Raw genomic sequence first — 25,245 nt, 5'->3', positions numbered from 1 at the left:
GGACGATGGAAACGCGTGCCAATTATACGATCATCGGCCTGTTTACCCTTCTGGTCGTCGCGGCCGGCTTCGCCTTTGTCTGGTGGTTCAACGGCTCGGCCTCGCGCGGGCCGCGCACCTTCTACGACGTGGTGTTCAACGGCGCGGTGAGCGGGTTGCAGACCGGCTCCGGCGTCACCTTCAACGGCATCCCGGTCGGTGAGGTGACGGCGCTGCGGCTGGATGCGCAGGATCCGCGCCGGGTGGTGGCGACCATCGCGGTGCAGCCCTCGACGCCGGTGAAGAGCGATACCCGCGCCCAGCTGAACGCGCAGGTCCTGACCGGCCTCGCCTCGGTAGGCCTCGTCGGCGGCCAGCCGAACGCCCAGCCGCTGCGCGAGCCGGACGAGGGGCAGCTGCCGCGCATTCAGGCCGATGCCAGCGCGATGCAGGACCTCGTGGAGGGCGCCAAGCAGATCATGGGTCGGGTCGACGACGTGGTGCGCCGGGTCGACGACCTGCTGCGCGCCAATGAAGGCAAGATCGGCACGGTGATCGACAATGTCGACAAGTTCACCGCCGTGCTGGGCAACAATGCCGATAACATCAACGGGCTGATCACCGATGTCGGCGCCGCGGCGCGGCGGATCGACGTGCTGGCGGCCAATCTCGACAAGACGGTGCAGGCGGTCGATCCGGAGAAGGTGCGCACGACGGTGAACGACATCAACGCCTTCACCGCGCGGCTCGGCACCATGTCGGACAAGGTCGACAGCATCCTCGACAATGTGAACGGGCTGACCTCCGGCAAGGACGGCCAGGGCATGTTCACCGAGATCACCGCCGCCGCCGCCGAGGTGCGCAAGCTGGCGGCCAATCTCGACGTGCGGACCGCCGAACTGACCAAGAACCTCAACCAGTTCACCGGTCCGGGCCTGAGGCAATATGAGGCGCTGGCCGCCGACGGGCGCCGCACGCTTTCCGAGATCGAACGGGTTTTCCGCAATCTCGAACGCAACCCTCGCCAGTTCATCTTTGGCGGGTCGTCGGTTCCCAGCTACACTGGACGGTAATGATGGCTGGGCGTGAATCAAAAACGGGTGGGGACCTACGCGTGGGAGTTCTGAACGGACGGCGCCGTCGACTGGGCGGCGTCGCGGCGGCGTTGGCCGTTTCGCTGGCGCTGGGTGGCTGTGCGTCCCTGCTCGGCAGCAAGCCGATCCCGACCTTCGACCTCTCGGCGCCGAGCGGCTTCACCGCGCCGCGCTCCATGCCGGGCGTGCTGGCGGTAAGCACGCCGGCGGCGCTGCAGGTGCTGGATACCCAGCAGATCGTCGTCGAGCCCCGGCCCGGACAGATCACCTATCTCGGCGACGCGCAGTGGAGCGACCGGCTGCCGGCGCTGCTCCAGGCGCGGCTGATCGAGACCTTCGAGAACGGCGCCGGCGGGCGCTGGGTGGTGCGGGCCGGCGACGGCGTCTCCTCCGACTACCAGCTGCTCACCGATATCCGCTCCTTCGGGCTGCGGACCCATGACGGCGTCGAGGCGGTGGTGGAGATCTCCGCCCGCATCGTCGCCGGCACCAGCGGTCGCATCGTCGCGGCACGGGTGTTCACCGGCCGCGCGCCGGCGGCCGGCACCAGCGGGCCGGAAGCGACGCGGGCGCTGGACGAAGCCTCCGACCAGGTGCTGATCGAGCTGGTGACCTGGGCCTCGGGCCGGCGCTGAGCGGGTCGACCCTGGAGCCCCGCGCCGGGTAGAGGCTCTGTCGTCGCCTTCGATGTGGTGCCGTTCCTGCGGGCAGGCCGCGATGACGTCGATCCCGGCGGTGATCACCCATAATTTCGATCCGGCGCGCGGCGCCGGACGCAATCTCTGCGACCTGCCGCCCGTCGAGGCTGAGCGCGTCCTCGACGAGATCCGCGCCTCGTGCGCAAGGAGCATTCGGGCGAACTATCTGGCCCGGCGGCTCGCGGTCGAGGAGTGGCTGATCGCGGAGCGCCGCCGCAAGCTTGGCGCCACGCCGCTGGAGCGGCCTATCTACTTCTTCCTCGGCGATTTCGCCGACGGTCGCGATCCGTCCCGGCCGGCCTCGCTGGTGCTGCCGCTCGACGCGTTCCGGTCGGAGATGCTCACCTTCACCTATCCCGACAGCATGGCCAGCCTGCCGATCGCCACGCGGCCGGACCTCGCCGCTCATCGCAGGCCCTATCATGGGCACGTATTCACCCTGGATGAGTTGAGGGAGGTCGTCGCCCGCTTCGGCATGCCGGGGGAGCGCTGGCGGCACGATCCGGCAAGGCAGCATGACCGCTTCATCGAGGTGCAGGCCTGGGACGCGGTGCCGATCGCGGCCGCGCTGGGCGGGGCCTGAGATCGGCGCGGGGCAGGGAGGAGCCGGCGGGGCGCCTTCGACGCGGCGCGCTCCTCAAACGGCAACGGGCGCCACGAGGGCGCCCGTTCCGTCATCGGTGATGCGGTCGCCGCTCAGTCGAAGCGGCCGGCGGCATGGGCGAGGAGCGTGTACACCTTGCCGGTATCCGAGGTGAGGTAGGTGTTGGTCAGCGCCTGCCCCCGCTCGTCGCGCGAGATCTGCTCGATCAGCCGCTCGAACTCCACGATGTAGCGGTCCACCGTGTCGCGGAACTCGAGGTCGCGGCGGTACTTGCGCCGGATTTCCTCGAAGGTCTGCTGACCCTGCATGGTGTAGAGCCGGCGGGTGAACACGTTGCTCTCGCCGCGCTTGTAGCGCTCCCACAGTTCCACCGCCGCCTCATGGTCGATCATGCGGGCGATGTCGACCGACAGCGAGTCGAGCGACTCGATGGTGTGCTGCACCGGCCGCTCGTTGACCGGCGGCCGCGGCCGCGGCTCTGCGGGACGGGCGGACGCCGGCGCGCGCGTCGCCGGGGCAGAGGCCTCGGTATCGGCACGGGCCAGCAGCTCGGAGAGCCAGCCGCTCTGGGCGTCCGGCGCGGCGGCGGGACGCGCCGCCGGCGGGGTGGGCTGAGCCGGAGCGGGCTGGGTCGTCGCTGCCGGCCGGCGGACCGGCTGGGCGACGGGTGACGGCGCACGGGGCGCGGGTGCCGGCGTCGAGGGGCGCGGCGCCGGCTCGTAGCGCGGGGCCTCGGGGCGGGCTGCCGCCGGACGCGGGGCTTCCACGCGGGCCGGCTCGGTGCGGCGCGGCGGTTCGGCGGCGCGGGCCGGCGCGGGAGCCGGAGCCGGCGCCTGCTGGCGGTTGCGACCGGAGTCGATGTCGAGCGCCCGGCCGTGGCGAGCCACGATGTCGTTGAGCTCGGCCAGCGCCTTGATCTGGTCGCCGACGGTGCGGCGCAGCGTGGCCGCGCTCGCCTCGGTCTCCTCCGGCAGCGCGAGGATGCCGCGCTTGAGCTCCTCGCGGGTGGTCTCCAGCAGGCCCTGGATGTCGTTGGCGGAGCGACGCAGCTCATCGGCGGTGCCGGTGAAGTTGTCATGCGCCTTGGCCATCAGCTCGCTGACCTCGCCCACCGCCTGCTCATAGGTGCGGTGGAGGTCGGCGAGGGTGCGTTCGCGTTCCGTCTCGACGGTCTTGCGCAGCTTCTCCTGCTGCGTGACGACCGCGTCGGTGGAGGAGGTGGCGCTCTCGACGATGCTGCGGGCGAGCTCGGCGGCCCGATTCTCGGCGCGGGCGAAGGTATCGTCCAGCGCGCGGGCGTAGTCGGCGAGCGCGCCGTCGATCTCGCCGGTACGGGCCTTCAGCGTGTCGGCGAGGGCGAGCAGCGCCTCGTGGCGACCGCCGAGCGTCTCGTCCAGCGTGCTGTGTGCCGAGCCGAGGGCACCGGCGACATCGGTGATGATGCCGGCCTGCTCGGTGAAGGTGCGGCTGAGGGTGGCCACGTCCTGCAGCACGTCGGTCGCGACCGAGCGCAGCTCGCGGATCTGCTCGTCCATCCGCCCGGAGGCGAGCTGGCTCGTCTCCTCGAGGTTGGTGACGGTGGAGCGGAAGCTCTCCAGCCGCGCGGAGATCGTGTTCTCGATTTCCACGAGGTTGGAGGTGGAGCCGGCGAGCACGTCCTGAAGCTGGACGTTGACGTCGCCGAGCCGGTCGAGCAGGCCGACCATGTCGCCGTGCAGCGCATCCTTGGTGGCGGCGATCTCCGCCAGCGCGGTACGGCCGCTCTCGGCGATCGCGTCGACGATGCCGGCGCCACGCCCGTCGAGGGTGGTGGTGATCTCCTCGCTGAGGCGGGCCAGCTCGGTGGAGGCGAATTCGGCGGTCTGGCGGGCGGCGTCGACGATGGCGCCCCCGCGACCGTCGAGATCGCTCACCAGCTGTTCGCTGATGCGGGCCAGCTCGGCGGCGGCGGTCTCCGCGGTCTGGCGGGCGGCATCGACCACCGCGTTGCCGCGGCCGTCGAGGGTGCCGGCCAGATCCTCGCCGATGCGCACCAGCTCGGAGGAGGCGAACTCGGCGGCCTGGCGGGCCGCCTCGACGATGGCGTTGCCACGTCCGTCGAGGGTACCGGTCAGTTCCTCGCCGATGCGGGCGAGTTCGGCGGCCGCGTATTCCGTGGTCTGGCGGGCGGCGCCGACAATGGCCTCGCCGCGTCCGTCGATCGAACCGAGGAATGCCTCGCTGACGCGGGCGAGCTCGGCCGAGGCGTAGTCTGTCGTCTGGCGGGCGGCATCGACGATGGCCTCGCTGCGACCGTCGAGCGCCTGCACCAGCTCGTCGCTGAGCCGGGCGAGCTCGGTCGAGGCGGCCTCGGCGGTTTGGCGCGCCACCTGGACCATGGCTTCGCCACGGCCGTCGAGCGAGGCGACGAATTCGTCGCTGACGCGGGACAGCTCGGAGGTGGCGGCCTCGGCGGTCTGGCGGGCCGCGCTGACCATGGCTTCGCCGCGTCCGTCCAGCGAGACGGCGAAGTCCTCGCCGACCCGGGCAAGCTCGGCGGCGGCGAATTCGGCGGTCTGGCGGGCGGTGTCGACAATGGTGCCGCCGCGCTCGTCGAGCTCGCGAACGAACTGCTCGGTGAGGCGCAGGAACTCGGCGGAGGTGACGTCGCTCGACTGGCGGAGAACCTCGACCAGCTGGGCGCTGCGGCCGTCGATGTCGCCGACCAAGGTGGCGGAGTTGCGGGCGAGCTCGTCGGCGAGCTGGCCACCGGCCTGCTGCAGGGCGGCGACGGCCTCGCCGCTCTGGCTGCGCAGGTTGGAGATCAGGTCGTCGCCGACGCGCGCCATGTCGCCGGCCGCGCCGGCGGTCGAGCGCTGGAAGGCGTCGAGCAGGCCGATGGTCCGGGCCTCCACGGCGCCGAGCACCTCGTCACTGACACGGATGAGCTGCTCGGAACGCTCGCTGGTGCTCGCCTCGAAGGCCGAGACGATGACGCCGGAACGCGATTCCAGCGTCTGCAGAAGCTCTTCGCTGGCCCGCAGAATGTCTTCCACCGCCCCGGTGCGGGTGCGGTCGAGCGCCTGCGCCAGCGTGTCGCGGTGATCGTCGATGGCGGCGAGCATCTCGTTCGAGGTGCGGCCGATCTCGCTGGTGATGCCGACGGTGCGGTCTTCCAGCGCCGCGAGCAGGCCGTTGCCGCGCTCGTCGAGCAGGCGGCCGATCTCCTCGGTGCGGGCATCGAACAGCGAGGCGACGTCGCCGGCACGGTCCGCGAGGGAGCGGCTGACATTGTCGATGAGAGTGGTGAGGTTCTGCTCGATGTCGGTCGCCTCGCCGCGCAGCTGGCCGGCAACGGCGCCGATGCGCTGGCCGAGCAGGTCCGCCATGGCGGCGCCACGCACCTCGACCGAGGTGGCGACGCTTTCAAGCCGGCCGACGACGCTCTCCTCGAAGCGGTTGACCCGGACGTCCAGCACCTCGGCGATGTCGCGCGAGTGATTGGCGAGCGTGCGGTCGACGAGCTCGATGCGCTGGCCGATCTCCTCGGTGACGCCGCGGGAGCGCTCGTCGAAGAAGCCGCTCAGCACCGCCAGCGACTGGCTCATGGCGTCGTTAGCGGAGTTCGCACCGTCGGTGAGGGTACGGGTTGCCGCGTCCAGTCGCTCGGTGAGGGAGTCGGTGACCTGGCGGGCACGGTCGGAGAAGAAGCCGTCCAGCGTGCCCAGCGACTTGTCCATCGCGTCGGTCGCGAGCTGGGCGCCGTCGGTCAGGGTCTTGGCGAATTCGACGGTGCGGCCGGACAGCGTCTCGTTCAGGCCCTCGAGGCCACGGTCGAGCACGCCCTCGATATGGACGAGGCGCTGATCGAGGGCCGCCGTGACCTGCTCGGTCTTGGCCGACACCTGATCGTCGAAGCCGGAGAGGTTGGCGTCCATCGCGCGGGAGATGGTCTCGACCCGCTCGGTGATCCGCTCGACGATGTCGGAGCCGTGCGTCTGCAGCACGGTGTCGAAATCGCGCAGGCCATCGGTGATCTGGCGGCCGAGCAGGGCGGTGTCGGAGCCGATGCGGTCGGCGAGCTCGTTGCCGCGGACCGACAGGGTCTCCTCGATCGACTTGATGCGCGAGGTGAGCAGGTCGCGCACCTCGTTGCTGCGCGAGGCGAGGGCGGTGAGCGCCGCATCGGTGTTCTCGCGGAACTGCCGGTCGGCATGCTCGCTGCGCTCGGCGATGCTCTGCGACACCTCGACGCCGACCAGCGACAGCTGCTGGCTCATCGAGCCGCCGCGCTGGGCGAGGTCCTGGCCGAACTGCTCGACCGAGGCGGCCAGCGTGTCGTGCACGCCGGCGCTGGCAAGGGTGATCTGGTGGACGACGCGCTCGCCGGTTTCGCCGAGCAGGCGCTCGAGGTCGCCGCCGCGCACCGCGATGGTGTCGTAGATGCGGTTGCTGGTATCGGCGATGCGGTCGGCGAGATCGTCGCCGCGCACGGTGATGGTGTCGGCGACGCGCGAGCCGGTTTCTTCCAGCTTGCGCACCACTTCGCCGCCACGCACCGACAGGTCGAGCACCAGCGAGTCGCCGGTGCTCTTCAGCGTCTGGTTGACCTCGCTGGCGCGCACCGCGATCTCGTCGGCAAGGCGGGTGCCGGTGCCGACCAGCGCATCGGTGATGTCGTTGGAGCGGGTGGTCAGGGTCTCGGTGAGGTTGAGCGTGGTGGCGGTGAGCTTGGCGCCCATCTCGTCGGTGCGGCTGGTCACCACGTCGGCGAGTTCGCTGGCGGTGCGCATCAGCCGGTCGCCGATCTCGTCGGTGCGGCTCGTCAGGGTGGTGGCGAGCTCGCCGGTGATGCCCGACAGGCGGGTGCTGATCTCGTCGGTCTGGGTGGAGAGGGTCGAGATCAGCTTGTCGCTGGCGGTGGACAGGTTCGAATTGACGTCGGCGCCGGTGGCCTGGAGGCGGTCGATCAGGTCGCCGCCCTTGTCGGACAGCGCGTCGATGATGGTGTCGCCGACGCGGCCGAGCGCCAGGGTGATGTTCTCGCCCTTGTCCGACAGCGTGGCGGTGACGCGGTCGGCCGCCTCGGAGACGGTGGTGTTGATGCGCTCGCTGACCCCGTCCACCTCGTGGGTGAAGGAGAAATGCGCGGCGGCGATCGCCTCGCGGATGTGCTCGGCATGCGAGAGCACCATCTCGCGTTCGCCCTGCAGCCGCTCGATGAGCTGGCGCATGCGCGTCTCGTTCGCCTCATAGGCGCGCTCGAGCTCGCCGACCTCGGCGCGGACCAGCGATTCCAGCTCGCCGGCGCGGCTGAGGTTGCGCTGGATCTCCTCGTCGATCGACGGCAGCTGGCTCTGGAAGCGTACCGGCTGGGGCGCCTCGGCGACGGGCGCCGGCGCGGCGGCCGGCTCGGCGAGGCGCATGGCGACCTGCGCCATCGACTGGGCGACGATCCGCATCTCCTGCATGCGGCGCGACATCGCCGCCAGCGAGAAGAAGAAGGCCGGCGGAATGATGAGGCCGGCCGCCACCGCGAGGGCGGCGGGCGAGGTCAGCATCTGCGACAGGTCGAGCCCGCTGCCACGGAACGCCGAGGAAGCGAGGAAGCCACCGGCCGCGACCCAGGCGGCCGAGGCGCCGGCGGCAAGGTAATAGGGCGTGGCGGAAGGCCGGCGCTGCAGCGCCGCCAGCAACTGGCCGATGGACTGGCGATCGTCATTGGCCGCGCGCGGCCCGGTCGCGACGGCGGCGGCCGGCTCGTTGCGAACGGCAGCACGCGAGACCGGCGCCGGCTCGGCGAAATCCGGGCGGGGAATGTCGAGGATCGGCGGCGGGCCGAGGCGATTGGCGACCGGCTCGTCGTCGGTGTCGGACAGCGAGGCGTCGAAATCGCCGAGATCCACATTGCGCGCGAGCGGGCTCTCGGTGCCGAAATCGATCTCCTCGTCGAAATCGTCGTGCTCGCGCACCTCGATGCGCGGCCCCTCCGGGTCGCGGGCCGGCGGCAGGTCGACAGGCTCGCCCGTCGCGGCGTCGGCAGCCTCGGCTGTCTCCGGTCGCGCCGCATCCGCGGCGTCATGTGCCGCGTGCGAGGGGTCCGTCCGTCCGGTGCGTGCCTCTTCCTCGGCGAGGTCAAGGCTCAGGGCCTCCTCGATCGCCGAAAGCGCCGCTTCGGCGGGATCCTGATGCACCTTCTTCGTGCTCGTCGACATAGGCTGTCGCCTCCGGTCCTTACGCAACTCCGAACGGCTTGCGCCGCCGTGCCGGGGTAAGCGGTCCTGCCGCCCCCCAAGGGTTCAGGCAAATAGGCCGAAAACCCTTATCGGAACGTCAGTTCACCGCACCCGTATCCTACGCTTGTGGGATAAGAAAATGGAACTGGGGTTAATCGGCTGATTGAGGTTATCGTTAACGGCCTGTTCACCATGCCCGTTAACGCATTGTTTTCAAAGCATTGCGCCGCAACATACCCTACGCAGGACGAAGGGTCCGATGGCTGGCTTTCGCCCGCAGGCGAGTCTATCAAGGCTGCCTAGCCTGAATTTGTTCTTTTTCTACGAACGGTCTGCCATGCCGAAAATCACCTTTATCGACGCTGCCGGCACCGAGCGGGCGGTGGATGCGCCTGTCGGCTCCACGGTGATGGAGGCGGCGATCCGCAACGGCGTGCCCGGGATCGACGCCGAATGCGGCGGCGCCTGTGCCTGCGCCACCTGCCATGTCTATGTCGACGATGCCTGGGTCGCGACGGTGGGCGAGCCGGGGCCGATGGAAGAAGACATGCTGGATTTCGCCTCCGACGTTCAGCCCACGTCGCGCCTGTCCTGCCAGATCAAGGTCTCCGACGCGCTGGACGGCCTCGTGGTGCGCACGCCCAGCCATCAGGGTTGAGGACGGCGCTTTTACGGTGAGGGGCGGGCGCGCTGGTTCGGCCGCCCGTTGGCGCCGAGCAGCCCTTGAATGAGACGGTCGCGTCGGGCGGATGTGCCTGACGGGGGCGCCTTCACGTGCGGCGTCGCAGCATCCGCTCGCGAGAGGACAGAGCGCCACGCGGTCGCCGGGGATGCTTCCCGGACGATGCACGCGTGTGACGGCCGTGGTCTCTGGCCTCGGGCGATGCCGATGTGAGGTCAGGCTGAACTGGTGCTGATCGTTATCCGAGTCGTGTCAGTGGGTTGCGGACGGATCCGCAGAGGGCGATTCATCTGTCTCATGGATCGGTTCATCCGGATCGGGCGGCGTGATCGACGTGGCCGGCCGGATGGCAGCGCGGTCGTCGAGGACGGTCAGCGGCCGATTCCGCTTATCGGCCGATCCTACAGAAAGATCACGGATTTCGTGGGGCGTTGCCGCGGTGCGTGACGGTTCGGCCGAGCTCGCGTCCTGATTCAGCTAGCGATTCGTTAACCTTGTTTCGGCTCGTCTTTTTCGCTGTCCCTGCGCGTGATCAGCCCGGAGGCGACGTCCGACAGCGCCGGCGCGGGCAGGGCGGCGAAGGGCAGCGGCCGCGTCACCTCGATGGCGGCGAGGCCGAGCCGGGCGGTGAGCAGGCCGTTCACCACGCCTTCGCCGAGCCGGGCCGACAGCTTGGCGGCGATGCCGTGGCCGACCAGTTGCTGGAGGAGGGAGTCGCCCGCCGCCATGCCGCCGGTGACGGCGAGATGGGCGATGACCTGCCGGAACAGCCGGAACATGCCGAGAGCGCCGGGCCTCCCGCCATAGAGCAGGGCAAGCCGGCGCACGAGGCCGACTGCGGTCAGCAGCACGAAGATGAGGTCGACCGCCGCGCGTGGCGAGACGGCGGTGACGACGGAGACGCGCTTGGCGGCGTCCGACACCAGGCGGGTCGCCTCGCTGTCCAGCGGCGCCATCAGATGGCGCTCGGTGAGGCGCACCAGATCGGCGCCGTCGATGATGGCGTCGAGATGGCCGGCAAGCTCGGTGCGGGCGCGGAACAGGCGGGGCGAGGTCTTGGCCAGCGCCATGAGCTCGCGCGTCACCGCTTCGGCCTGCTTGCGGTCATCCTTGGCGATCGCCTCCGCCGCCTGCTCGCGCAGCGCGTTGAGGGTGCGCAGCCGCATCAGGCCGAACAGTTCGCGCCCGAGAATGGCGAGGGCGCCGACGACGAACAGCGCCGCGAAGGTGAGGCCGGCATAGCCGAGCCAGTCGGCGCGGGCGAACAGGTCCTCGATCAGCTTGGAGACGGCGAGGCCGAGCCCGAGCGAGACCAGGCCACCCAGGCCGCTCCAGAACAGCGTCGTCCAGCGCGAGGCGGACGGCGGCGGGGCCGGCAGCGGCGGGGTCTCCTCGGCCTCCGGCACGGCGAGGCTCGGAGTGACGACGATGGCGCCGCGCGGCGCCGGGCGGCCGTCCTCGGCCACCACGACATCGGGGTCGTCGAGGCGGAAGGCTTGCGGGCGGCGATGCCCGCTCGCGGGGGATTTGTCGGTCATGGTCACCTCAGCCGGTCGCCGAGCAGGAAGTCGAGGGCGCGATCGAGCCGGATATGCGGCAAGGCGAGGGGAAGGCCCTCGGCGTTGCGCATCACCAAGGGCGGCCGGAAGCGCAGGAAGCGGAAATCGCCGCCCTCGGCATCCGACAGGCCGCGAAAGCCGAGCGTCGGGTCGAACAGCGCGGCCGGGTTGTCCGGCAGGTCGCCGGGAAACACGGCGGCCTCGGCGAGGCCGTCAAAGGCGTCTGCTCCGTGCTGGCCGGCTTCCGGCACGCCGATGATGGCGGGCATCGTCGTCCGGCCGCGCTTGACGCTGGCCTCGCGGGTGGCGCGCACCGCGGCGAGCGCCACCACGTCGATCTCGGTGCCGGTGCTCTCGGCGCGGGCTAGCGCCCGCTCGACGAGACGGCGCAGGATCGCCTCCAGCCGGTCGTGACTGGCATGGTGCAGATGGTCGGCCTTGGTGGCGGCGAACAGCACCTTGTCGATGCGGTGGCGGAACAGCGCGCCGAGCCAGCTGTCGCGCCCGATGCGGAAGGCGGCGAGGATGCCGTCGAGCGCCGCTTCGAGATCGGCCAGCGCCGCCGGGCCGGCATTGAGCGCGGCCAGCACGTCGATGAGCACGATCTGCCGGTCGAGCCGGGCGAAGTGGTCGCGGAAGAACGGGCGGACCACCCGCTCCTTATAGGCCTCGAAGCGCCGCGCCATCATGGCGTGCAGCGAGCCGGGCGGGGCCTCGGTTCCCGGCGACAGATCGACCGGCGCGAAGGTGAGGGCGGGCGAGCCTTCGAGGTCGCCGGGCATCAGGAACCGGCCGGGGGGCAGCAGGCTCATCGACACTGCTTCGGCGCGGCAGGCGGCGAGATAATCGGTGAACAGCGCGGCGAGCTGGCGCGCCTGCGCCTCGTCGGCCGGCACCTCCGGTGCCGTGGCGGCCAGCGCGGCGAGGAACGGGGCGGCGAGCGCGGCGCGGGCCGGCGCGCGGGCGAGGTTGAGGCTCTGCGCGGCGAAATCGGCATAGGACTGGCCGAGCAGTGGCAGGTCGAGCAGCCATTCGCCGGGATAGTCGACGATGTCGAGCGTCAGGCTGCGCTTGCCGCCGCGCGCGGGCGCGTAGTCGACGACGAGGCGCAGCTCGCTGATGCGGCGCGTGGATTCCGGCCAGCGGCGCTCGTTGACCAGCGTGGCGAGATGGCCCTCATAGTCGAAGCGCGGCACCGCGTCGTCCGGCTGCGGTTCGAGGCTGGCGCGGGCGATGCGGCCTTCGTGCATGGCGCGGAACACCGGCATCCGCTCGCCGCGCATCAGCGCATGGACGAGGGCGGTGGTGAACACCGTCTTGCCGGCCCGCGACAGGCCGGTGATGCCGAGGCGCAATGTGGGGTTGGCCAGCTCCTCGGCGCGGTCGAGCAGGGTAAGGGCGGCGAGCCGGGCCTCCTCCACCAGCGATTCGTACCAGGACGGCAACGCCTCAGTCCTCCTCGGCTTCGACGCCGCGTGGGGTGACGAAGCGCTCCAGTGTGCCGGTGCCGGTACCGACCTTGGACCAGGCCTCGGCCGGCAGGTCGATGACCGCCAGCCCGCCGGTGGGGAACTTCACCGGCAGCCGGGCGCGGTCGGCGGACGAGACCAGCCGGGCGGTGAGCGATTCGAGGCCGGGATTGTGGCCGACCAGCATGAGGGGGGAGGCATTGCCGCGGCGGCGGATGACGTCGAGCAGCATTTCGGGGGCGGCCTCGTAGATCGCCTCCTCATAGGTGGTGGCGGGCGGCGAGGCCCAGGCGTCGCAGGCCGCCGCCCATGTCTCCAGCGTGCGGCGGGCCGGGGAGACCAGCACCTGCGAGGGCGTGAGGCCGGAGCTCACCATGTAACTGCCCATGATCGGCGCCGCCTTGCGGCCGCGCGGCGCGAGCGGGCGCTCGCGATCGGCGACCCCGGCGGGCCAGTCGGACTTGGCGTGTCGGAACAACATCAGACGCAGCATGGCGAGAACCCGAACCCGAAAAAAGGACGCCGCCCCTATATAGGCGCCGCCCGGCCGATTGCCCGTCATTGTGGTATTGTGACAAACGACTTCCGTTAAGTGACTTTTCCGCAACCAAAGTTCGGCTAGGCTGAGCTATGAACGGACTGCAACGCGGGCATAGGGTTGGGTAAATGCGGTCGATCGGTGTGACGGGACTGGCAGTCGCGGCGGGTGTGCTGGGATTCGCGACGCTGGCGCAGGCGGCTGATTTGTCCGCCGTTCAGCCGGTGACCATCCAGACGGAGACGCCCACCGATCGTCAGTGGACGCTGACGCTGGGCGGCTATGTCATGGCGCAGCCTGAATATTTGGGCTCCGGCGACTATGAGTTCGGCTTCATGCCGATCATCAGCATCGACCGCGCCAACGAGCTGAGCCGCTTCAGCAGCTTCAACGACAGCCCGAGCATCGCGCTGTTCAATGTCGGCACCTTCGAGCTCGGCCCGGTCGCCAACATGGTCTGGAAGCGCGACGAGGGCGATTCGTCCAATCTGCGCGGCCTCGGCGACATCGACTATGCGTTCGAAGTCGGCGGCTATCTGCAGTTCTACCCGCTCGACTGGCTGCGCTTCCGCACCGAGGTGCGCTACGGCTTCGGCGGCTATGACGGCGTGGTGGCTGACTTCGCGCTCGACGCCATCCATTTCGCGCCGGAATGGGGCGAACTCACCATCTCCGGCGGCCCGCGCCTGAAGCTGGCCAGCTCGGGCTTCGTCGACACCTATTTCGGCATCACGCCGGAGCAGTCGGCGGCGGCGACCGCGCTCGGCAACAACCTCGCGCCCTACCAGGCTGGCGGCGGCATCTACTCGGTGGGTGTCGGCGGCCAGGTCATGAAGCGCTTCAACCCGAACTGGACCGGCTCGATCTTCGCCGAGTACGAGTATCTGACCGGCGATGCCGCCGACAGCCCGCTGGTGGTGCAGAACGGCGACCGCAACCAGTTCCAGGCCGGCGTCTCGCTGTCCTACACCTTCTTCCTCGGCTTCCAGTGAGCGAGCGCCCTTCCGTGGGCACCCCTCTGGCCTGATCGACCCCGCCCGGCGGCCGCCGGGCGGGTTTTTCATTTTGACAGGGGAGCGAGCGCGCCCGGAGAGGGGCGCTGGCGGGGGCCGTTTCGAATCGCGCGAACGCAGGCTTCGCGCCGGTCGTTTCCGCTCGGCTGCCGGTTTGCCGCAAACCGAGGCCGGCAAGGCGAGCTTGCCTGCAATTTCCACGCAAGCTGCTGAAAAATCCGCCATTTCATGTCGTGTGGATGACAATCAGGACGGTTGTACGGTGCCGTTTGGAACGCTATAAGCTGCGCCCGAAAGGGGCATACCCTGCAACACGAGGACGAAGGCCGATGTCGGTAGTTATCGACGAGGAGTATCGCCCCCGCGAGGACGAGCCTTTCATGAACGAGCGGCAGCGGGAATATTTCCGCCACAAGCTGCTGCAGTGGAAGGACGACATCCTGCGCGAGGCGAAGGAAACCCTTCAGCATCTTCAGGACGAAAACCAGAATCACCCGGACATTGCCGACCGGGCCTCTTCCGAAACCGACCGCGCTATCGAGCTGCGGGCCCGCGACCGCCAGCGCAAGCTGATCGCCAAGATCGACGCCGCGCTGGAGCGTATCGACGATGGCAGCTACGGCTATTGCGAGGAAACCGGCGAACCGATCTCGCTAAAGCGCCTCGAAGCCCGGCCGATCGCCACGCTGTCGATCGAGGCGCAGGAGCGCCACGAACGTCGCGAGCGCGTCTACCGCGACGACTGATCCGGCTTCTCGTGTCAGCCCAATAAAAAGAGCGGTCCGCCTTGCTGGCGGGCCGCTCTTTTCTTTTCTACAGATGGTTTTCTACGGGCGGCGCGTGCGGCCGAGCAGGCTTGCCATCTCGTTCTCGAAATCCGGATCGACGGCAGGGCGCTGGGCCGGCTGCACCGGCGGGGCGGCCGCGCGCGGCGCCTCGTCGGCGGGCTCGGCCGGGGCGACCGGCGGCACGGTGCGGGACGGCGTCTCCGCCGGCGCGGCGCGGGCAGGAGCTTCCGGCGCCGCGGGACCGCGCAGCGTCGCCTCCAGTTGATCGGCTATGCCGGCGAATTGCGGATCGAGCTTCACCGCCACCCGCCGGATGCCGCCCGTCGGCCGGGTGCCGGAGGTCTCCACGAGCGAGGCGGTCTCCGCCTCGATGCCGGGCGCGTCGAGTACCGGCACTGGCGTCTCGGCCGGCCGGGGCGGGGCGGGCGGTATGGCGGCGGGCGCCGCGACGACCGGCGCCGCCGCCACAGGCGTTACCGAAGGCGTTGCCACAGGCTGGGGGGCGGCAGGAGGCTTGGGCGCGGCAGGCGCCGGAGCGGCCGCGACCGGCGTCTCGTCGCGCACCGGTGCCGCCGGGCGGGGCGCCGGGGCAGGGGCTGCGGCGGGACGGGCGCGCTCTGGGATCGGGGGCAGCTCCGGCGGAGCGGCCTGTCGCGCGGGCGCGCGGCCGATACCGGCCTCCACCAGGAAATCGCTGCCGCCGCCGAGGATGACGAGGTGCTGGACGTCGTCGCGCTGGATCAGCACCAACCGACGGGTCTCGTCGATCGCCACCTGGTCGAGCACCGCCAGCCGGTGACCGCCCACGCCGGAATGACGATGGCGGCCGCGCCGGCCGAGCCGGATCACCAGTACGACCAGAAGGACGAGGCCGATGCCGATGGCGGCCAGAACGCCGGTGCCGGTCAGGCTGCCATTGGCGAAGAGCGTGTCGAACATAAAGCTTGTCTCCGTGGTGCCACGGCCGCCGCCAAGCGGCTTCCGATGGCATCGTGCCTCTTTCTGGAGCGGAACCGGGCCGGCGGCAACCCTTCCGCTGGCGTTCCGCTGGTCCCGGATCCGCTCAAGCCTACAGGCGAACCGGTCCGCAATTGGGGCAAATCCGGCAGGGCGCCAAATCCACCCTTGCCCCTGTCGGCGTGCTCGGGCACCAAAGGGAATCAGTGACTCGCCTTCCGGCGCGTCGGCGGTACCCTGAGTGGCCGCGGATGCAGGACGGCTTCTGGCATGGACATGGCGGACAGCGGACCCGACGATCACCCCCTCGACCGTCGCGAAATCGGCGGCAGCATCCGCCTGGTGCTGGCGGTCGCGCTGGCGCTCGTCGGCGCGGTGGTGTCGCTGCTGCTGCTCGGGCGCGAGAACGCCGATCCCTGGATCGTCGGCCTGCTCAGCGCGCTGGCGGTGATCGGCGTCTTCGCGCTGTTCGCCTATGCCGCCGGGCTGCTGCGCTTCGGCATGCCCGACCCGTCCGACGAACTCGCCCGCCGCATCGTCGACAGTGCGCCGGAAGGTATGAGCCTTGTCGACGCACTCGGGCGGGTGTTGCACGCCAATGCGAGCTATATCGCCATCACCGGCGCGACGTCGATGGACGATGTGCGTCCGGTCGAGCGCCTGTTCACCGCCGACCCCGACGCCTCGGAGGCGGTCTATCGCCTGGCGCAGGGCACGCGCGACGGGCGGGCGGTCTCGGAAGAAGTGCGCATCGCCGGCCTGCCCGGCGCGCCGGTGCGCTGGCTGAAGCTCGGCGCCCGCCCGGCGCCCGGCCGCACGGTGATCTGGACGGTGACCGACCTCACGCGCGAGCGGGAGCGGCAGGAGACAGCCTTCCTCGAGCTGCAGCACGTCATCGACTATCTCGACCATGCGCCGGCCGGCTTCTTCTCGGCGGCCGGCGGGGCGATCCACTACATCAACGCCACGCTGGTCGACTGGCTGGGCTACGACCTCGCCGAGTTCGGGCCAGGCGGGCTTACCGTTGCCGACATCGTGCCCGGTCCGTCCGCCGCGCTGCTCACCGGCATGACGCCGATGCCCGGCGGCGTGCGCACCGAGGTGTTCGATCTCGACCTCAAGCGCAAGAACGGCCAGCGGCTGCCGGTGCGCATGTGGCACCGGGTCTCCTTTACCGCCGACGGCACGCCAGGCGCTTCGCGGACATTGGTCGTCAATCGTTCCCGCGCCGACAACGAGGCGGACCCGCTGCGGGCGGCGGAGGTGCGCTTCGCCCGCTTCTTCCACAATTCGCCGATCGCCATCGCCACCATCGACCGCAAGGGGCGGATCGTGCGCGCCAACGCCATGTTCGCCCGCCATTTCGGCAGCGGCGACACCGGACAGGCGCGCCGGCTGGTCGAGGCCGCCGCCGACGCCTCGCGCCCGGCGCTGGTGGTGGCGCTGGAGCAGGTGCTTACCGGCCATGCGCCGCCCGGCCCGGTGGATGTCGGCTTCGCCGGCGACGCCGCCCGCTCGGCCCGCTTCTACCTCGCCCCGGTCGAGGATGGCGGCGAGGAGGCGGAGGCGGCCATCGTCTATGCCACCGAGACCACCGAGCAGCGCACGCTGGAAGCCCAATTCGCGCAGTCGCAGAAGATGCAGGCGGTCGGCCAGCTCGCCGGCGGGGTGGCGCACGACTTCAATAACGTGCTCACCGCCATCATCGGCTATTCCGACCTCCTGCTCGCCAATGCGCGCCCGACCGACCCGTCCTTCCAGGACGTGATGCAGATCAAGCAGAACGCCAACCGCGCCGCCGGGCTGGTGCGCCAGCTGCTCGCCTTCTCGCGCCGGCAGACGCTGCGCCCGCAGGTGCTGAACCTCGGCGACGTGATGAGCGACCTCTCCATGCTGCTGCGGCGCCTGCTCGGCGAGCGGGTGAAGCTGGAGGTCAAGGAGGGGCGCGGCCTGTGGCCGGTGAAGGCCGACCTCAACCAGTTCGAGCAGGTGATCGTCAACCTGGCGGTGAATGCCCGCGACGCCATGCCGGACGGCGGCACGCTCAGCATCCGCACCGCTAATGTGACGGCGGCGGAGGCCGCGCAGTACATCCGCGCCGGCCTGCCGGAAGCGGACCACGTGCTGGTCGAGGTGGCCGACACCGGCACCGGCATTCCGGCTGACATCATCGACAAGATCTTCGAGCCGTTCTTCTCCACCAAGGAGGTCGGCAAGGGCACCGGCCTCGGCCTGTCGACGGTGTACGGTATCGTCAAGCAGACCGGCGGCACCATCGACCTCGAGAGCGCGCCGGGACGCGGCACGGTGTTCCGCGTGTTCCTGCCGCGTCATGTGCCGGCGGTGGATGAGGTGCCGGTCAAGCTGGCCGAGCCGGAGGTGGCGGCCAAGCCGGCCGATCTCACCGGGCGCGGCACGCTGCTGCTGGTCGAGGACGAGGAGGCGGTGCGCGCCTTCGCCGCCCGCGCGCTGATCTCGCGCGGCTACCAGGTGCTGGAAGCCGGCTCGGGCATCGAGGCGCTGGAGGTGATGGAGGAGCACGGCAAGGCGGTGCAACTGGTGCTGTCCGACGTCGTGATGCCGGAAATGGACGGGCCGAGCCTGCTACGGGAGTTGCAGGTCTCCTATCCCGACATAAAAGTCATATTCATGTCGGGTTATGCCGAGGAAGCCTTCGCCAAGAACCTGCCGGAAGGCGCGGATTTCGGCTTTTTGCCGAAGCCATTTACGTTGAAGCAATTGATCGAAGCGGTAAAGGACAGCCTTGCGCCGACATCCTAGGCTGTCGTCCATTGCCAGAGCCGGAGATATTTATGAGCGCCGACGTCGACCGGATTTTTGAGACGCTTGCCGACCATCGCGCCCGGGAAACCGGGGCAACCCTTGCCAGCCTGTTTGCCGCCGACCCCGATCGTTTTTCTCGCTTTTCCCTGCGCTTCGACGACCTCCTCCTCGACTATTCCAAGACCTCGCTGACCGAGGCCACCCGCGCCCTGCTGTTCGACCTCGCCCGCGCGGCGAGGGTCGAGGCCAAGCGCGACGCCATGCTGGCGGGCGAACGCATCAACATCACCGAGAACCGCGCCGTGCTGCACACCGCGCTGCGCCGGCGGGCGGGCGAGACGGTCCTCGTCGATGGCGAGGACGTCATGCCGGAGGTCGAAGCCGTGCTCGCCGCCATGGGCGTGTTCGCCGAGGGTGTACGGGCCGGTACGGTGACCGGTGAGGGTGGCGAGCGGTTTACCGACGTGGTCAATATCGGCATCGGCGGCTCCGACCTCGGGCCGGCCATGGCGACGATCGCGCTGGCGCCCTATCACGACGGGCCGCGCCTGCATTTCGTCTCCAATGTCGACGGTGCGCATCTCTACGACACGCTGAAGTCGCTCGACCCGAAGACGACGCTGTTCATCGTCGCCTCCAAGACCTTCACCACCCAGGAGACCATGGCGAATGCGCGCTCCGCCCGCGCCTGGCTCGCCGGGGCACTGGGGGAGAAGGCGGTCGGCTCGCATTTCGCCGCCGTGTCGACGGCGCTCGACAAGGTGGCGGCGTTCGGCATCGCCTCCGACCGGATCTTCGGCTTCTGGGACTGGGTCGGCGGGCGCTACTCGATCTGGTCGGCGGTCGGCCTGCCGCTAATGATCGCCATCGGCGCCGAGGCGTTCCGCTCCTTCCTCGACGGGGCGGCCGATCTCGACGCGCATTTCGCCAGCGCGCCGCTGGAGGAGAACCTGCCGGTGCTGCTGGCGCTGACCGGCATCTGGCATCGCGACATCTGCGGCTACTCCACCCGCGCGGTCATTCCCTACGACCAGCATCTCGCCCGGCTGCCTGCCTATCTCCAGCAGCTCGACATGGAGAGCAACGGCAAGCGCGTCACCCGCGACGGCAAGCCGGTGTCGCATGACACCGGGCCGGTGGTGTGGGGCGAGCCGGGTACCAACGGCCAGCACGCCTTCTTCCAGCTGATCCACCAGGGCACCAGCCCGGTGCCGGTCGAGTTCCTGATCGCCGCGCGCGGCCACGAACCGGGCCTCGAAAAGCACCACACCATGCTGATGGCCAACTGCCTCGCCCAATCCGAGGCGCTGATGCGCGGGCGCACGCTCGAGGAGGCGCGCGACCAGCTCGTCGCCAAGGGCGTGGCGCCGGCCGAGGCCGACCGGCTGGCGCCGCACCGGGTGTTCCCCGGCTCGCGGCCCTCGGTGACGCTGGCCTACGGCATTCTCGACCCCTACGCGCTCGGGCGCATCATCGCGCTCTACGAGCACCGGGTGTTCGTCGAAGGGGCGATCTGGGACATCAACAGCTTCGACCAATGGGGCGTCGAGCTGGGCAAGGAACTGGCCGACACCCTGATGCCGGCGGTGGAGAGCGGCGTTGCGCCGCCCTCGCTGAGTGGCTCCTCGGCCGGACTCTTGCAGCATCTCACCGCGCACGGCGTTTCCGCGAAGTAAGCGTATCTGGGGGTAAAATGATCCGTACCGTCGCCACCACGCCCTTCGACGGGCAGAAGCCGGGCACGTCCGGCCTGCGCAAGAAGGTGCCCGTCTTCCAGCAGCCGAACTATGTTGAGAATTTCGTCCAGTCGGTCTTCGACAGCCTGGAGAGCTACGAGGGAGAAACGCTCGTCGTCGGCGGCGACGGGCGCTATTTCAACCGCGAGGCGATCCAGAAGGTGATCAAGATGGCCGCCGCCGCCGGCTTCGGCCGCGTGCTGGTCGGCAAGGGCGGCATCCTGTCGACGCCGGCCGCCTCCTGCGTCATCCGCAAGCACGAAGCCTTCGGCGGCATCGTGCTCTCGGCCAGCCACAATCCCGGCGGCCCGCACGGCGATTTCGGCATCAAGTACAATATCGGCAATGGCGGGCCGGCGCCCGAGCGCATCACCGACGCGATCTTCGAGCGCACCAAGACCATCACCGAGTACAAGATCTCCGACGCCGACGACATCGACCTCGACGTGGTCGGCATCGCTCGCATCGAGGACATGGTGGTCGACGTCATCGATCCCGTGGAGGACTATGCCGAGCTGATGGGCTCGCTGTTCGACTTCGGCGCCATTCGCGACCTGTTCGCCAGCGGCTTTGCCATGCGCTTCGACGCCATGAGTGCGGTGACCGGGCCCTATGCCAAGGCGATCCTGGAAGGCGAGCTCGGTGCGCCGGACGGAACGGTGATCAATTTCGTGCCGCTGCCGGATTTCGGGGGGCATCACCCGGACCCGAACCTCGTCCACGCCAAGGACCTCTACGACCTCCTGATGTCGGACAAGGCGCCCGATCTCGGTGCGGCCTCGGACGGCGACGGCGACCGCAACCTGATCATCGGGCGCGGCCAGTTCGTCACCCCGTCGGATTCGCTCGCCATGATCGCCGCCAACGCGCATCTGGCGCCGGGCTACAAGACGGGGATCGCCGGCATCGCCCGCTCCATGCCGACCTCGGGCGCCGCCGACCGCGTCGCCGAGAAGCTGGGCATCAAGAGCTACGAGACGCCGACCGGCTGGAAGTTCTTCGGCAACCTGCTCGACGCCGGCCTCGCCACCGTCTGCGGCGAGGAAAGCGCCGGCACCGGCTCCAGCCATGTGCGCGAGAAGGACGGGCTGTGGGCGGTGCTCATGTGGCTCAACATCCTCGCCGCCCGCCGGCAGGGCGTCGCCGAGATCGTCCGCGAGCACTGGGCGACCTATGGCCGCAACTACTACACCCGCCACGACTATGAGGAGGTCGACAGCGCCGCCGCCGACGGGCTGATGGCCGATCTGCGCGGCCGCCTCGACGGGCTCGCCGGCACCACGGTGGGCGGGCTCACGGTCGAGAAGGCGGACGATTTCGCCTATCACGATCCGGTCGACGGTTCGGTGACGACGAAGCAGGGCGTGCGGGTGTTCTTCACCGACGGTTCGCGCATCGTCTATCGGCTGTCCGGCACCGGCACGGCCGGGGCGACGCTGCGTGTCTATATCGAGCGCTTCGAGCCGGATGCCGGCAAGCACGCGCTGGAGACGCAGGCGGCGCTGGCCGACCTGATCGCGGTGTCGCGCAGCCTGCCGGACATTGAAGGCCGCACCGGCCGCAGCGCGCCGGACGTCATCACCTGACGATCCCGGCCTGCGGCTGAAAAGAAAAAGGGCGCCTCGGCGCCCTTTTTGCTGTCGGCATAGGTAGGGAAGGGCGGCGCCTCAGGCGCCTTCGCCGTAGCGCAGCGAACCCGTCCACAGCATTTCGAGCTTGCGCAGCACGTTATAGGCGGTGACGAGGTCGCGGGAATCCGCGTCGTCGCGGGTGTTCTGCCGATGCACGGAATCGTGGATGGCGCGGATGCGCTCGCACAGATCGACCGCCTTCGGCGTCAGCTTGAGCCGCGCCGAGCGCCGGTCACGCTGCGAGGCGGTGCGGTTCACATAGCCCGCATCCACCAGCTGCTTGAGATTGTAGGAGGCGTTGGAGCCGAGATAGTGGCCGCGCTCCAAGAGGTCGCGCACCGACAGCTCGTCCGCGCCGATGGTGAACAGCAGCATCACCTGCGAGGGGCTGATGTCGTCGGTCGACAGCCGGGTGAGCTCCATGCGGAGAAGGTCGAGGAAGCGCCGGTGGGCCCGCTCGATCAGCCGGGCGATCTCAAGATGGGTGATGACCGGATCGCCCGCATCGGGGTTATCCGGCGGCAGGAGGTCGCGATCAAACTCGTTCTCCGGCGATTTGCCGGACGAAGCCGCGTTACCAGCCATGCGATACTGTCCCCCCAATTTCCAACGCAATACAGCTGTTTTCCAGCAGACCTGCAAGGCGCCGGACCGATTCTCTAGCCATTGGATCCTAAATGCTGATAGGAAAAAGACAATTATGAGGTGAGGCGCAACGTTAGCTTGCACACGGGAGATTTCGGCCAAGTAGTGGTTCGGGTGCCTCCCGGTTTCCTTGCGCCCTATCCTGCGCCGCCTTCCGGACCCTCCCGATTGCCACGGATCTACGTCCAAGGGGCCACGGCGGGACCGGAGGATGCCGGTCCGGCCGTGGTCATCCGAGGGAGCGGCGCGCCGGGCGGAACCCGGCCTCGGCTCACGCGAGCCCCGACTTAGGCAGGTTCCTGGACATGCGCTTCAAGGAACCACAGCGCCTTGTCGAGGTCGCGCGAGGCGGCCGTGAAAATGTCGGCGGTGGTGGCATCGCCGGCCTCGTCGGCCTCGTCGATCGACTTGCGCACGGTGTTGGCCACCTTGGCGTAGCGCTCGATCAGCGCCCCGAGATGGTCCTTCACCTTGTAGATGTCGGTCGGATAGGCCTCGAGCGAGGTGGCCTTGGCGACGACCTGGGTGGTGCCGAGCGCGGTACCGCCCAGCTGTACCACGCGTTCGGCCATGGTGTCGACGTGGTCGTCGAGCTGGGTGCGGAAGCCGTCCAGCATTTCGTGCACGGCGATGAACTGCGGCCCCTTCAGGTTCCAGTGCGCCTGCTTGGTGGCGAGCGCGAGGTCGATCGACGCCGCAACATTGCTGTTGAGCAGGTCGATGGCGACCTTCTTGGCGTTGGAGGGCACGTCATTGCTGGTGCTGTGGTCGCTCATATGTGTCTCTCTCGTTCACGTTCCCGGCGCGGCGCATCATGGCACCGCCCCGGCGCGGGAGGCCACCCCCCGCGTCGCGTCGATGAGAGGAAATCGGGCGCGACGGCCCGACTTCAAGAGCCGGCGCGCACCGCGCGACCCTCAGGCGGCGCGGTTGTGCAGGATGCGGCCGATGAAATTCAGCAGCACCTGCGCCGCCAATATGCCGGTGACGCCGCCGGGATCGTATTCGCGGGCGACCTCGACGAGGTCGACGCCGACCACCGTGCCGCGCCTGGTCAGGCCGTCGAGCAGTTCCAGCACCTCGTAATAGGCAAAGCCGCCATGGCTCGGCGTGCCGGTGCCCGGCGCGATGGACGGATCGAAGCCATCGATATCGATGGTGACGTAGTAGCGCTTGCCCTCCGGGATGCGGGCCAGCACCGCCTCTGTGCCGAGCTTGCGGATCTGCCGGACGCTGAGGATGTCCGAGCCCATGGCTCGCGCCGCCTCGTAGCCCTCGCGGGCGGTGGAGGAGACGTTGCGGATGCCGAGCTGGGTGAGGCCGGTCACGTAGTCCTTCTCGGCGGCGCGGCGCAGCGGGTTGCCGTGGCCGAAGCGCACGCCGTGGCGCTCGTCGACGAAGTCGAGATGCGCGTCGAACTGCACGATGTGGATCGGCTCTTCGTCGGAGAAGGCGTTGATGCAGGGGATGTTGATCGAATGGTCGCCGCCCAGCACCACCGGCAGCGCGCCGGCCTTCAGGATGGCGCGTACGCCGGCCTCGATATTGGCGTGGCTTTGCAGCGTGTCGGTGTGGACGATGTCGGCGTCGCCGATGTCGACGATGCGCGTCGTCTCGGCGGCGAGATAGGTGACGTCGTCCTCATGGTCATAGGCGCCGGCATGGCCGAAGGAGAACAGCGTCGAGGCCTCGCGGATGGCGCGCGGCCCGGTGCGGGTGCCGGTGCGCCACTGGGTGCCGAGATCGAACGGCGCGCCGAGGATGGCGACGTCGGCGTCGATCTTCGACCAGTCCAGTTCGAGCGGGTATTTGCCGAAGGTGCAGATGCCGACGAAGGGCAGGTCGAGCCGGCCGCCTTCATAACCGTGGGCCATCACTTGCCTCCCAAATCATCTGCCTGCCTGGAGTCGACGACGCCGGCGAGCACGCAGAGCAGCTCGAAGAAGATGGTGGCGCCGGTCAGCGCCGTGAGGCCGGAGGGATCGAGCGGCGGGGCGACCTCGACGAGGTCGGCGCCGATGAGGTTCAGCCCTTCCAGCCTGCGCACCAGAGACTGCGCCTCGCGGGTGGAGAAGCCGCCGATCTCCGGCGTGCCGGTGCCGGGGGCCTGCGAGGGGTCGATGCAGTCGATGTCGAAGGTGACATAGGTCGGCTTGTCGCCGACGATCGCGCGCGCCTCGGCCATGACGTCGGCGACGCCGCGCTCGATGAATTCCTCGATGAAGATGATCCGCACCCCGGCGGCGGTGGCGAAATCGTAATTGCCGGCGTCGGAGATGGCGCCGCGCAAACCGATCTGCACGAAGCGCTTCGGGTCGACCAGCCCTTCCTCGATGGCGCGGCGGAACGGCGTGCCGTGATTGTAGCGGCTGCCGCCGAAGAAGCTGTCATAGGTGTCGGAATGGGCATCGAACTGGATCAGCCCGACCGGACCGTCGGCTGCCAGCCCGCGCAGGATCGGCAGCGAGACAAGGTGGTCGCCGCCGGCGGTCAGCGGCAGCGCGCCGGCCGCCTTCACCCCGGCATAATGTGCCGAGATGAGGTCGAGCGTGCGCATCAGGTCCATCGGGTCGAACGGCACGTCGCCGCAATCGGCGATGCGGGCGCGGTCATAGGGCGACAGGCCGGTGACATGGTGCACGCGGCGCATCAGGCTCGACTGGTTGCGGATCTCGCGCGGTCCGTGGCGGGTGCCGACGCGGTTGGTGGCGCCGCCGTCATAGGGAATGCCGAGGAGGGCGATGTCGACCTCGGCCGGCTCGGCCTGCGGCAGCCGCATGAAGGTGGGGATGCCAGCGTAGCGCGGCACGGTGCCGGAATCGAGCGGCTCGAAACGTCCTGTCATGATCAGAC

General features: G+C 69.4%; 18 protein-coding genes. 9 read left to right on the top strand and 9 right to left on the bottom strand.

The genetic code is table 11. The features are described from left to right. Positions 1-5 precede the first annotated feature (5 nt). The 3 genes from KHC28_RS21630 to KHC28_RS21620 all read left to right on the top strand — a co-directional run bounded on the left by KHC28_RS21630 (position 6) and on the right by KHC28_RS21620 (position 2,354). Complete coding sequence (locus KHC28_RS21630; RefSeq protein ID WP_214010440.1) at positions 6-1,052, top strand: MlaD family protein; 1,047 nt, start codon at positions 6-8, stop codon at positions 1,050-1,052. 41 nt (positions 1,053-1,093) lie between these two features. Further along, positions 1,094-1,708, top strand: coding sequence for an ABC-type transport auxiliary lipoprotein family protein (locus KHC28_RS21625; protein ID WP_312893300.1), 615 nt, complete (start codon positions 1,094-1,096; stop codon positions 1,706-1,708). An 82-nt stretch (positions 1,709-1,790) separates the two neighbouring features. Next, on the top strand, positions 1,791-2,354 hold the full coding sequence (locus KHC28_RS21620; RefSeq protein WP_214010438.1) for a hypothetical protein: 564 nt from the start codon (positions 1,791-1,793) through the stop codon (positions 2,352-2,354). Positions 2,355-2,467: 113 nt separating this feature from the next. Here KHC28_RS21620 and KHC28_RS21615 read toward each other — a convergent pair whose 3' ends face one another. Then, positions 2,468-8,569 (bottom strand): apolipoprotein A-IV repeat region-like domain-containing protein, encoded by a 6,102-nt coding sequence (locus tag KHC28_RS21615; protein WP_214010437.1) that lies wholly within the window; start codon positions 8,567-8,569, stop codon positions 2,468-2,470. Between the two features lie 358 nt (positions 8,570-8,927). On the opposite strand from KHC28_RS21615, the gene KHC28_RS21610 reads away from it, so the two are divergent. Further along, positions 8,928-9,248, top strand: coding sequence for a 2Fe-2S iron-sulfur cluster-binding protein (locus KHC28_RS21610; RefSeq protein WP_214010436.1), 321 nt, complete (start codon positions 8,928-8,930; stop codon positions 9,246-9,248). A 512-nt stretch (positions 9,249-9,760) separates the two neighbouring features. Here KHC28_RS21610 and KHC28_RS21605 read toward each other — a convergent pair. Genes KHC28_RS21605 through KHC28_RS21595 form a run of 3 tightly spaced genes read right to left on the bottom strand, consistent with a single transcriptional unit; the run spans position 9,761 to position 12,793 of the window. Then, complete coding sequence (locus KHC28_RS21605) at positions 9,761-10,810, bottom strand: YcjF family protein (protein ID WP_214010435.1); 1,050 nt, start codon at positions 10,808-10,810, stop codon at positions 9,761-9,763. Between the two features lie 2 nt (positions 10,811-10,812). Next, positions 10,813-12,276 carry a YcjX family GTP-binding protein gene (locus KHC28_RS21600; RefSeq protein ID WP_214010434.1) on the bottom strand — a complete coding sequence of 488 codons (1,464 nt, stop codon included), beginning with the start codon at positions 12,274-12,276 and terminating at the stop codon, positions 10,813-10,815. Positions 12,277-12,280: 4 nt separating this feature from the next. Beyond that, positions 12,281-12,793 (bottom strand): SixA phosphatase family protein, encoded by a 513-nt coding sequence (locus KHC28_RS21595; protein ID WP_214010433.1) that lies wholly within the window; start codon positions 12,791-12,793, stop codon positions 12,281-12,283. A 173-nt stretch (positions 12,794-12,966) separates the two neighbouring features. Between KHC28_RS21595 and KHC28_RS21590 the strand changes: the two genes are divergently transcribed. Together KHC28_RS21590 and dksA are read left to right on the top strand one after the other, a co-directional pair. After that, positions 12,967-13,830, top strand: coding sequence for a MipA/OmpV family protein (locus KHC28_RS21590; protein WP_214010432.1), 864 nt, complete (start codon positions 12,967-12,969; stop codon positions 13,828-13,830). Positions 13,831-14,180: 350 nt separating this feature from the next. Further along, a complete protein-coding gene (dksA, locus tag KHC28_RS21585; RefSeq protein ID WP_214010431.1) occupies positions 14,181-14,597 on the top strand; it encodes an RNA polymerase-binding protein DksA in 417 nt (138 codons plus the stop codon). A gap of 81 nt (positions 14,598-14,678) precedes the next feature. Here dksA and KHC28_RS21580 read toward each other — a convergent pair whose 3' ends face one another. Continuing rightward, positions 14,679-15,578: a flagellar biosynthetic protein FliO gene (locus tag KHC28_RS21580; protein WP_214010430.1), complete on the bottom strand. Its 900-nt coding sequence runs from the start codon at positions 15,576-15,578 to the stop codon at positions 14,679-14,681. Between the two features lie 294 nt (positions 15,579-15,872). Between KHC28_RS21580 and cckA the strand changes: the two genes are divergently transcribed. Genes cckA through KHC28_RS21565 form a run of 3 tightly spaced genes read left to right on the top strand, consistent with a single transcriptional unit; the run spans position 15,873 to position 21,702 of the window. Next, entirely contained in the window at positions 15,873-18,377 is a 2,505-nt protein-coding gene (gene cckA / locus KHC28_RS21575) for a cell cycle histidine kinase CckA (RefSeq protein ID WP_214010870.1), read from the top strand. A gap of 32 nt (positions 18,378-18,409) precedes the next feature. After that, complete coding sequence (pgi, locus tag KHC28_RS21570) at positions 18,410-20,056, top strand: glucose-6-phosphate isomerase (protein ID WP_214010429.1); 1,647 nt, start codon at positions 18,410-18,412, stop codon at positions 20,054-20,056. Positions 20,057-20,073: 17 nt separating this feature from the next. Beyond that, entirely contained in the window at positions 20,074-21,702 is a 1,629-nt protein-coding gene (locus KHC28_RS21565) for an alpha-D-glucose phosphate-specific phosphoglucomutase (protein ID WP_214010428.1), read from the top strand. Between the two features lie 81 nt (positions 21,703-21,783). On the opposite strand, the gene KHC28_RS21560 is transcribed toward KHC28_RS21565, so the two are convergent. The 4 genes from KHC28_RS21560 to speB (KHC28_RS21545) all read right to left on the bottom strand — a co-directional run bounded on the left by KHC28_RS21560 (position 21,784) and on the right by speB (KHC28_RS21545) (position 25,237). After that, a complete protein-coding gene (locus KHC28_RS21560; protein ID WP_214010427.1) occupies positions 21,784-22,332 on the bottom strand; it encodes a MarR family winged helix-turn-helix transcriptional regulator in 549 nt (182 codons plus the stop codon). Positions 22,333-22,679: 347 nt separating this feature from the next. Further along, positions 22,680-23,168, bottom strand: a complete 489-nt coding sequence (dps, locus tag KHC28_RS21555) for a DNA starvation/stationary phase protection protein Dps (protein ID WP_214010426.1) — start codon at positions 23,166-23,168, stop codon at positions 22,680-22,682. A 141-nt stretch (positions 23,169-23,309) separates the two neighbouring features. Continuing rightward, a complete protein-coding gene (speB, locus tag KHC28_RS21550) occupies positions 23,310-24,266 on the bottom strand; it encodes an agmatinase (protein WP_214010425.1) in 957 nt (318 codons plus the stop codon). Then, positions 24,266-25,237 (bottom strand): agmatinase, encoded by a 972-nt coding sequence (gene speB, locus KHC28_RS21545; RefSeq protein WP_214010424.1) that lies wholly within the window; start codon positions 25,235-25,237, stop codon positions 24,266-24,268. Before speB (KHC28_RS21545) ends, speB (KHC28_RS21550) begins: the two co-directional genes overlap by 1 nt. Positions 25,238-25,245: the final 8 nt, after the last annotated feature.

Origin of the sequence: Ancylobacter sonchi (assembly GCF_018390695.1) — a bacterium.
Classification (GTDB): domain Bacteria; phylum Pseudomonadota; class Alphaproteobacteria; order Rhizobiales; family Xanthobacteraceae; genus Ancylobacter; species Ancylobacter sonchi.
This window is presented reverse-complemented; position numbering and strand designations above follow the sequence as displayed.

Coding starts and splice junctions, on each gene's coding strand:
- KHC28_RS21630 (WP_214010440.1), top strand. CDS start 6: ATGGAAACGCGTGCCAATTATACGATCATCGGCCTGTTTACCCTTCTG.
- KHC28_RS21620 (WP_214010438.1), top strand. CDS start 1,791: ATGACGTCGATCCCGGCGGTGATCACCCATAATTTCGATCCGGCGCGC.
- KHC28_RS21615 (WP_214010437.1), bottom strand. CDS start 8,569: ATGTCGACGAGCACGAAGAAGGTGCATCAGGATCCCGCCGAAGCGGCG.
- KHC28_RS21610 (WP_214010436.1), top strand. CDS start 8,928: ATGCCGAAAATCACCTTTATCGACGCTGCCGGCACCGAGCGGGCGGTG.
- KHC28_RS21605 (WP_214010435.1), bottom strand. CDS start 10,810: ATGACCGACAAATCCCCCGCGAGCGGGCATCGCCGCCCGCAAGCCTTC.
- KHC28_RS21595 (WP_214010433.1), bottom strand. CDS start 12,793: ATGCTGCGTCTGATGTTGTTCCGACACGCCAAGTCCGACTGGCCCGCC.
- KHC28_RS21590 (WP_214010432.1), top strand. CDS start 12,967: ATGCGGTCGATCGGTGTGACGGGACTGGCAGTCGCGGCGGGTGTGCTG.
- dksA (WP_214010431.1), top strand. CDS start 14,181: ATGTCGGTAGTTATCGACGAGGAGTATCGCCCCCGCGAGGACGAGCCT.
- KHC28_RS21580 (WP_214010430.1), bottom strand. CDS start 15,578: ATGTTCGACACGCTCTTCGCCAATGGCAGCCTGACCGGCACCGGCGTT.
- cckA (WP_214010870.1), top strand. CDS start 15,873: ATGGCGGACAGCGGACCCGACGATCACCCCCTCGACCGTCGCGAAATC.
- pgi (WP_214010429.1), top strand. CDS start 18,410: ATGAGCGCCGACGTCGACCGGATTTTTGAGACGCTTGCCGACCATCGC.
- KHC28_RS21565 (WP_214010428.1), top strand. CDS start 20,074: ATGATCCGTACCGTCGCCACCACGCCCTTCGACGGGCAGAAGCCGGGC.
- KHC28_RS21560 (WP_214010427.1), bottom strand. CDS start 22,332: ATGGCTGGTAACGCGGCTTCGTCCGGCAAATCGCCGGAGAACGAGTTT.
- dps (WP_214010426.1), bottom strand. CDS start 23,168: ATGAGCGACCACAGCACCAGCAATGACGTGCCCTCCAACGCCAAGAAG.
- speB (WP_214010425.1), bottom strand. CDS start 24,266: ATGGCCCACGGTTATGAAGGCGGCCGGCTCGACCTGCCCTTCGTCGGC.
- speB (WP_214010424.1), bottom strand. CDS start 25,237: ATGACAGGACGTTTCGAGCCGCTCGATTCCGGCACCGTGCCGCGCTAC.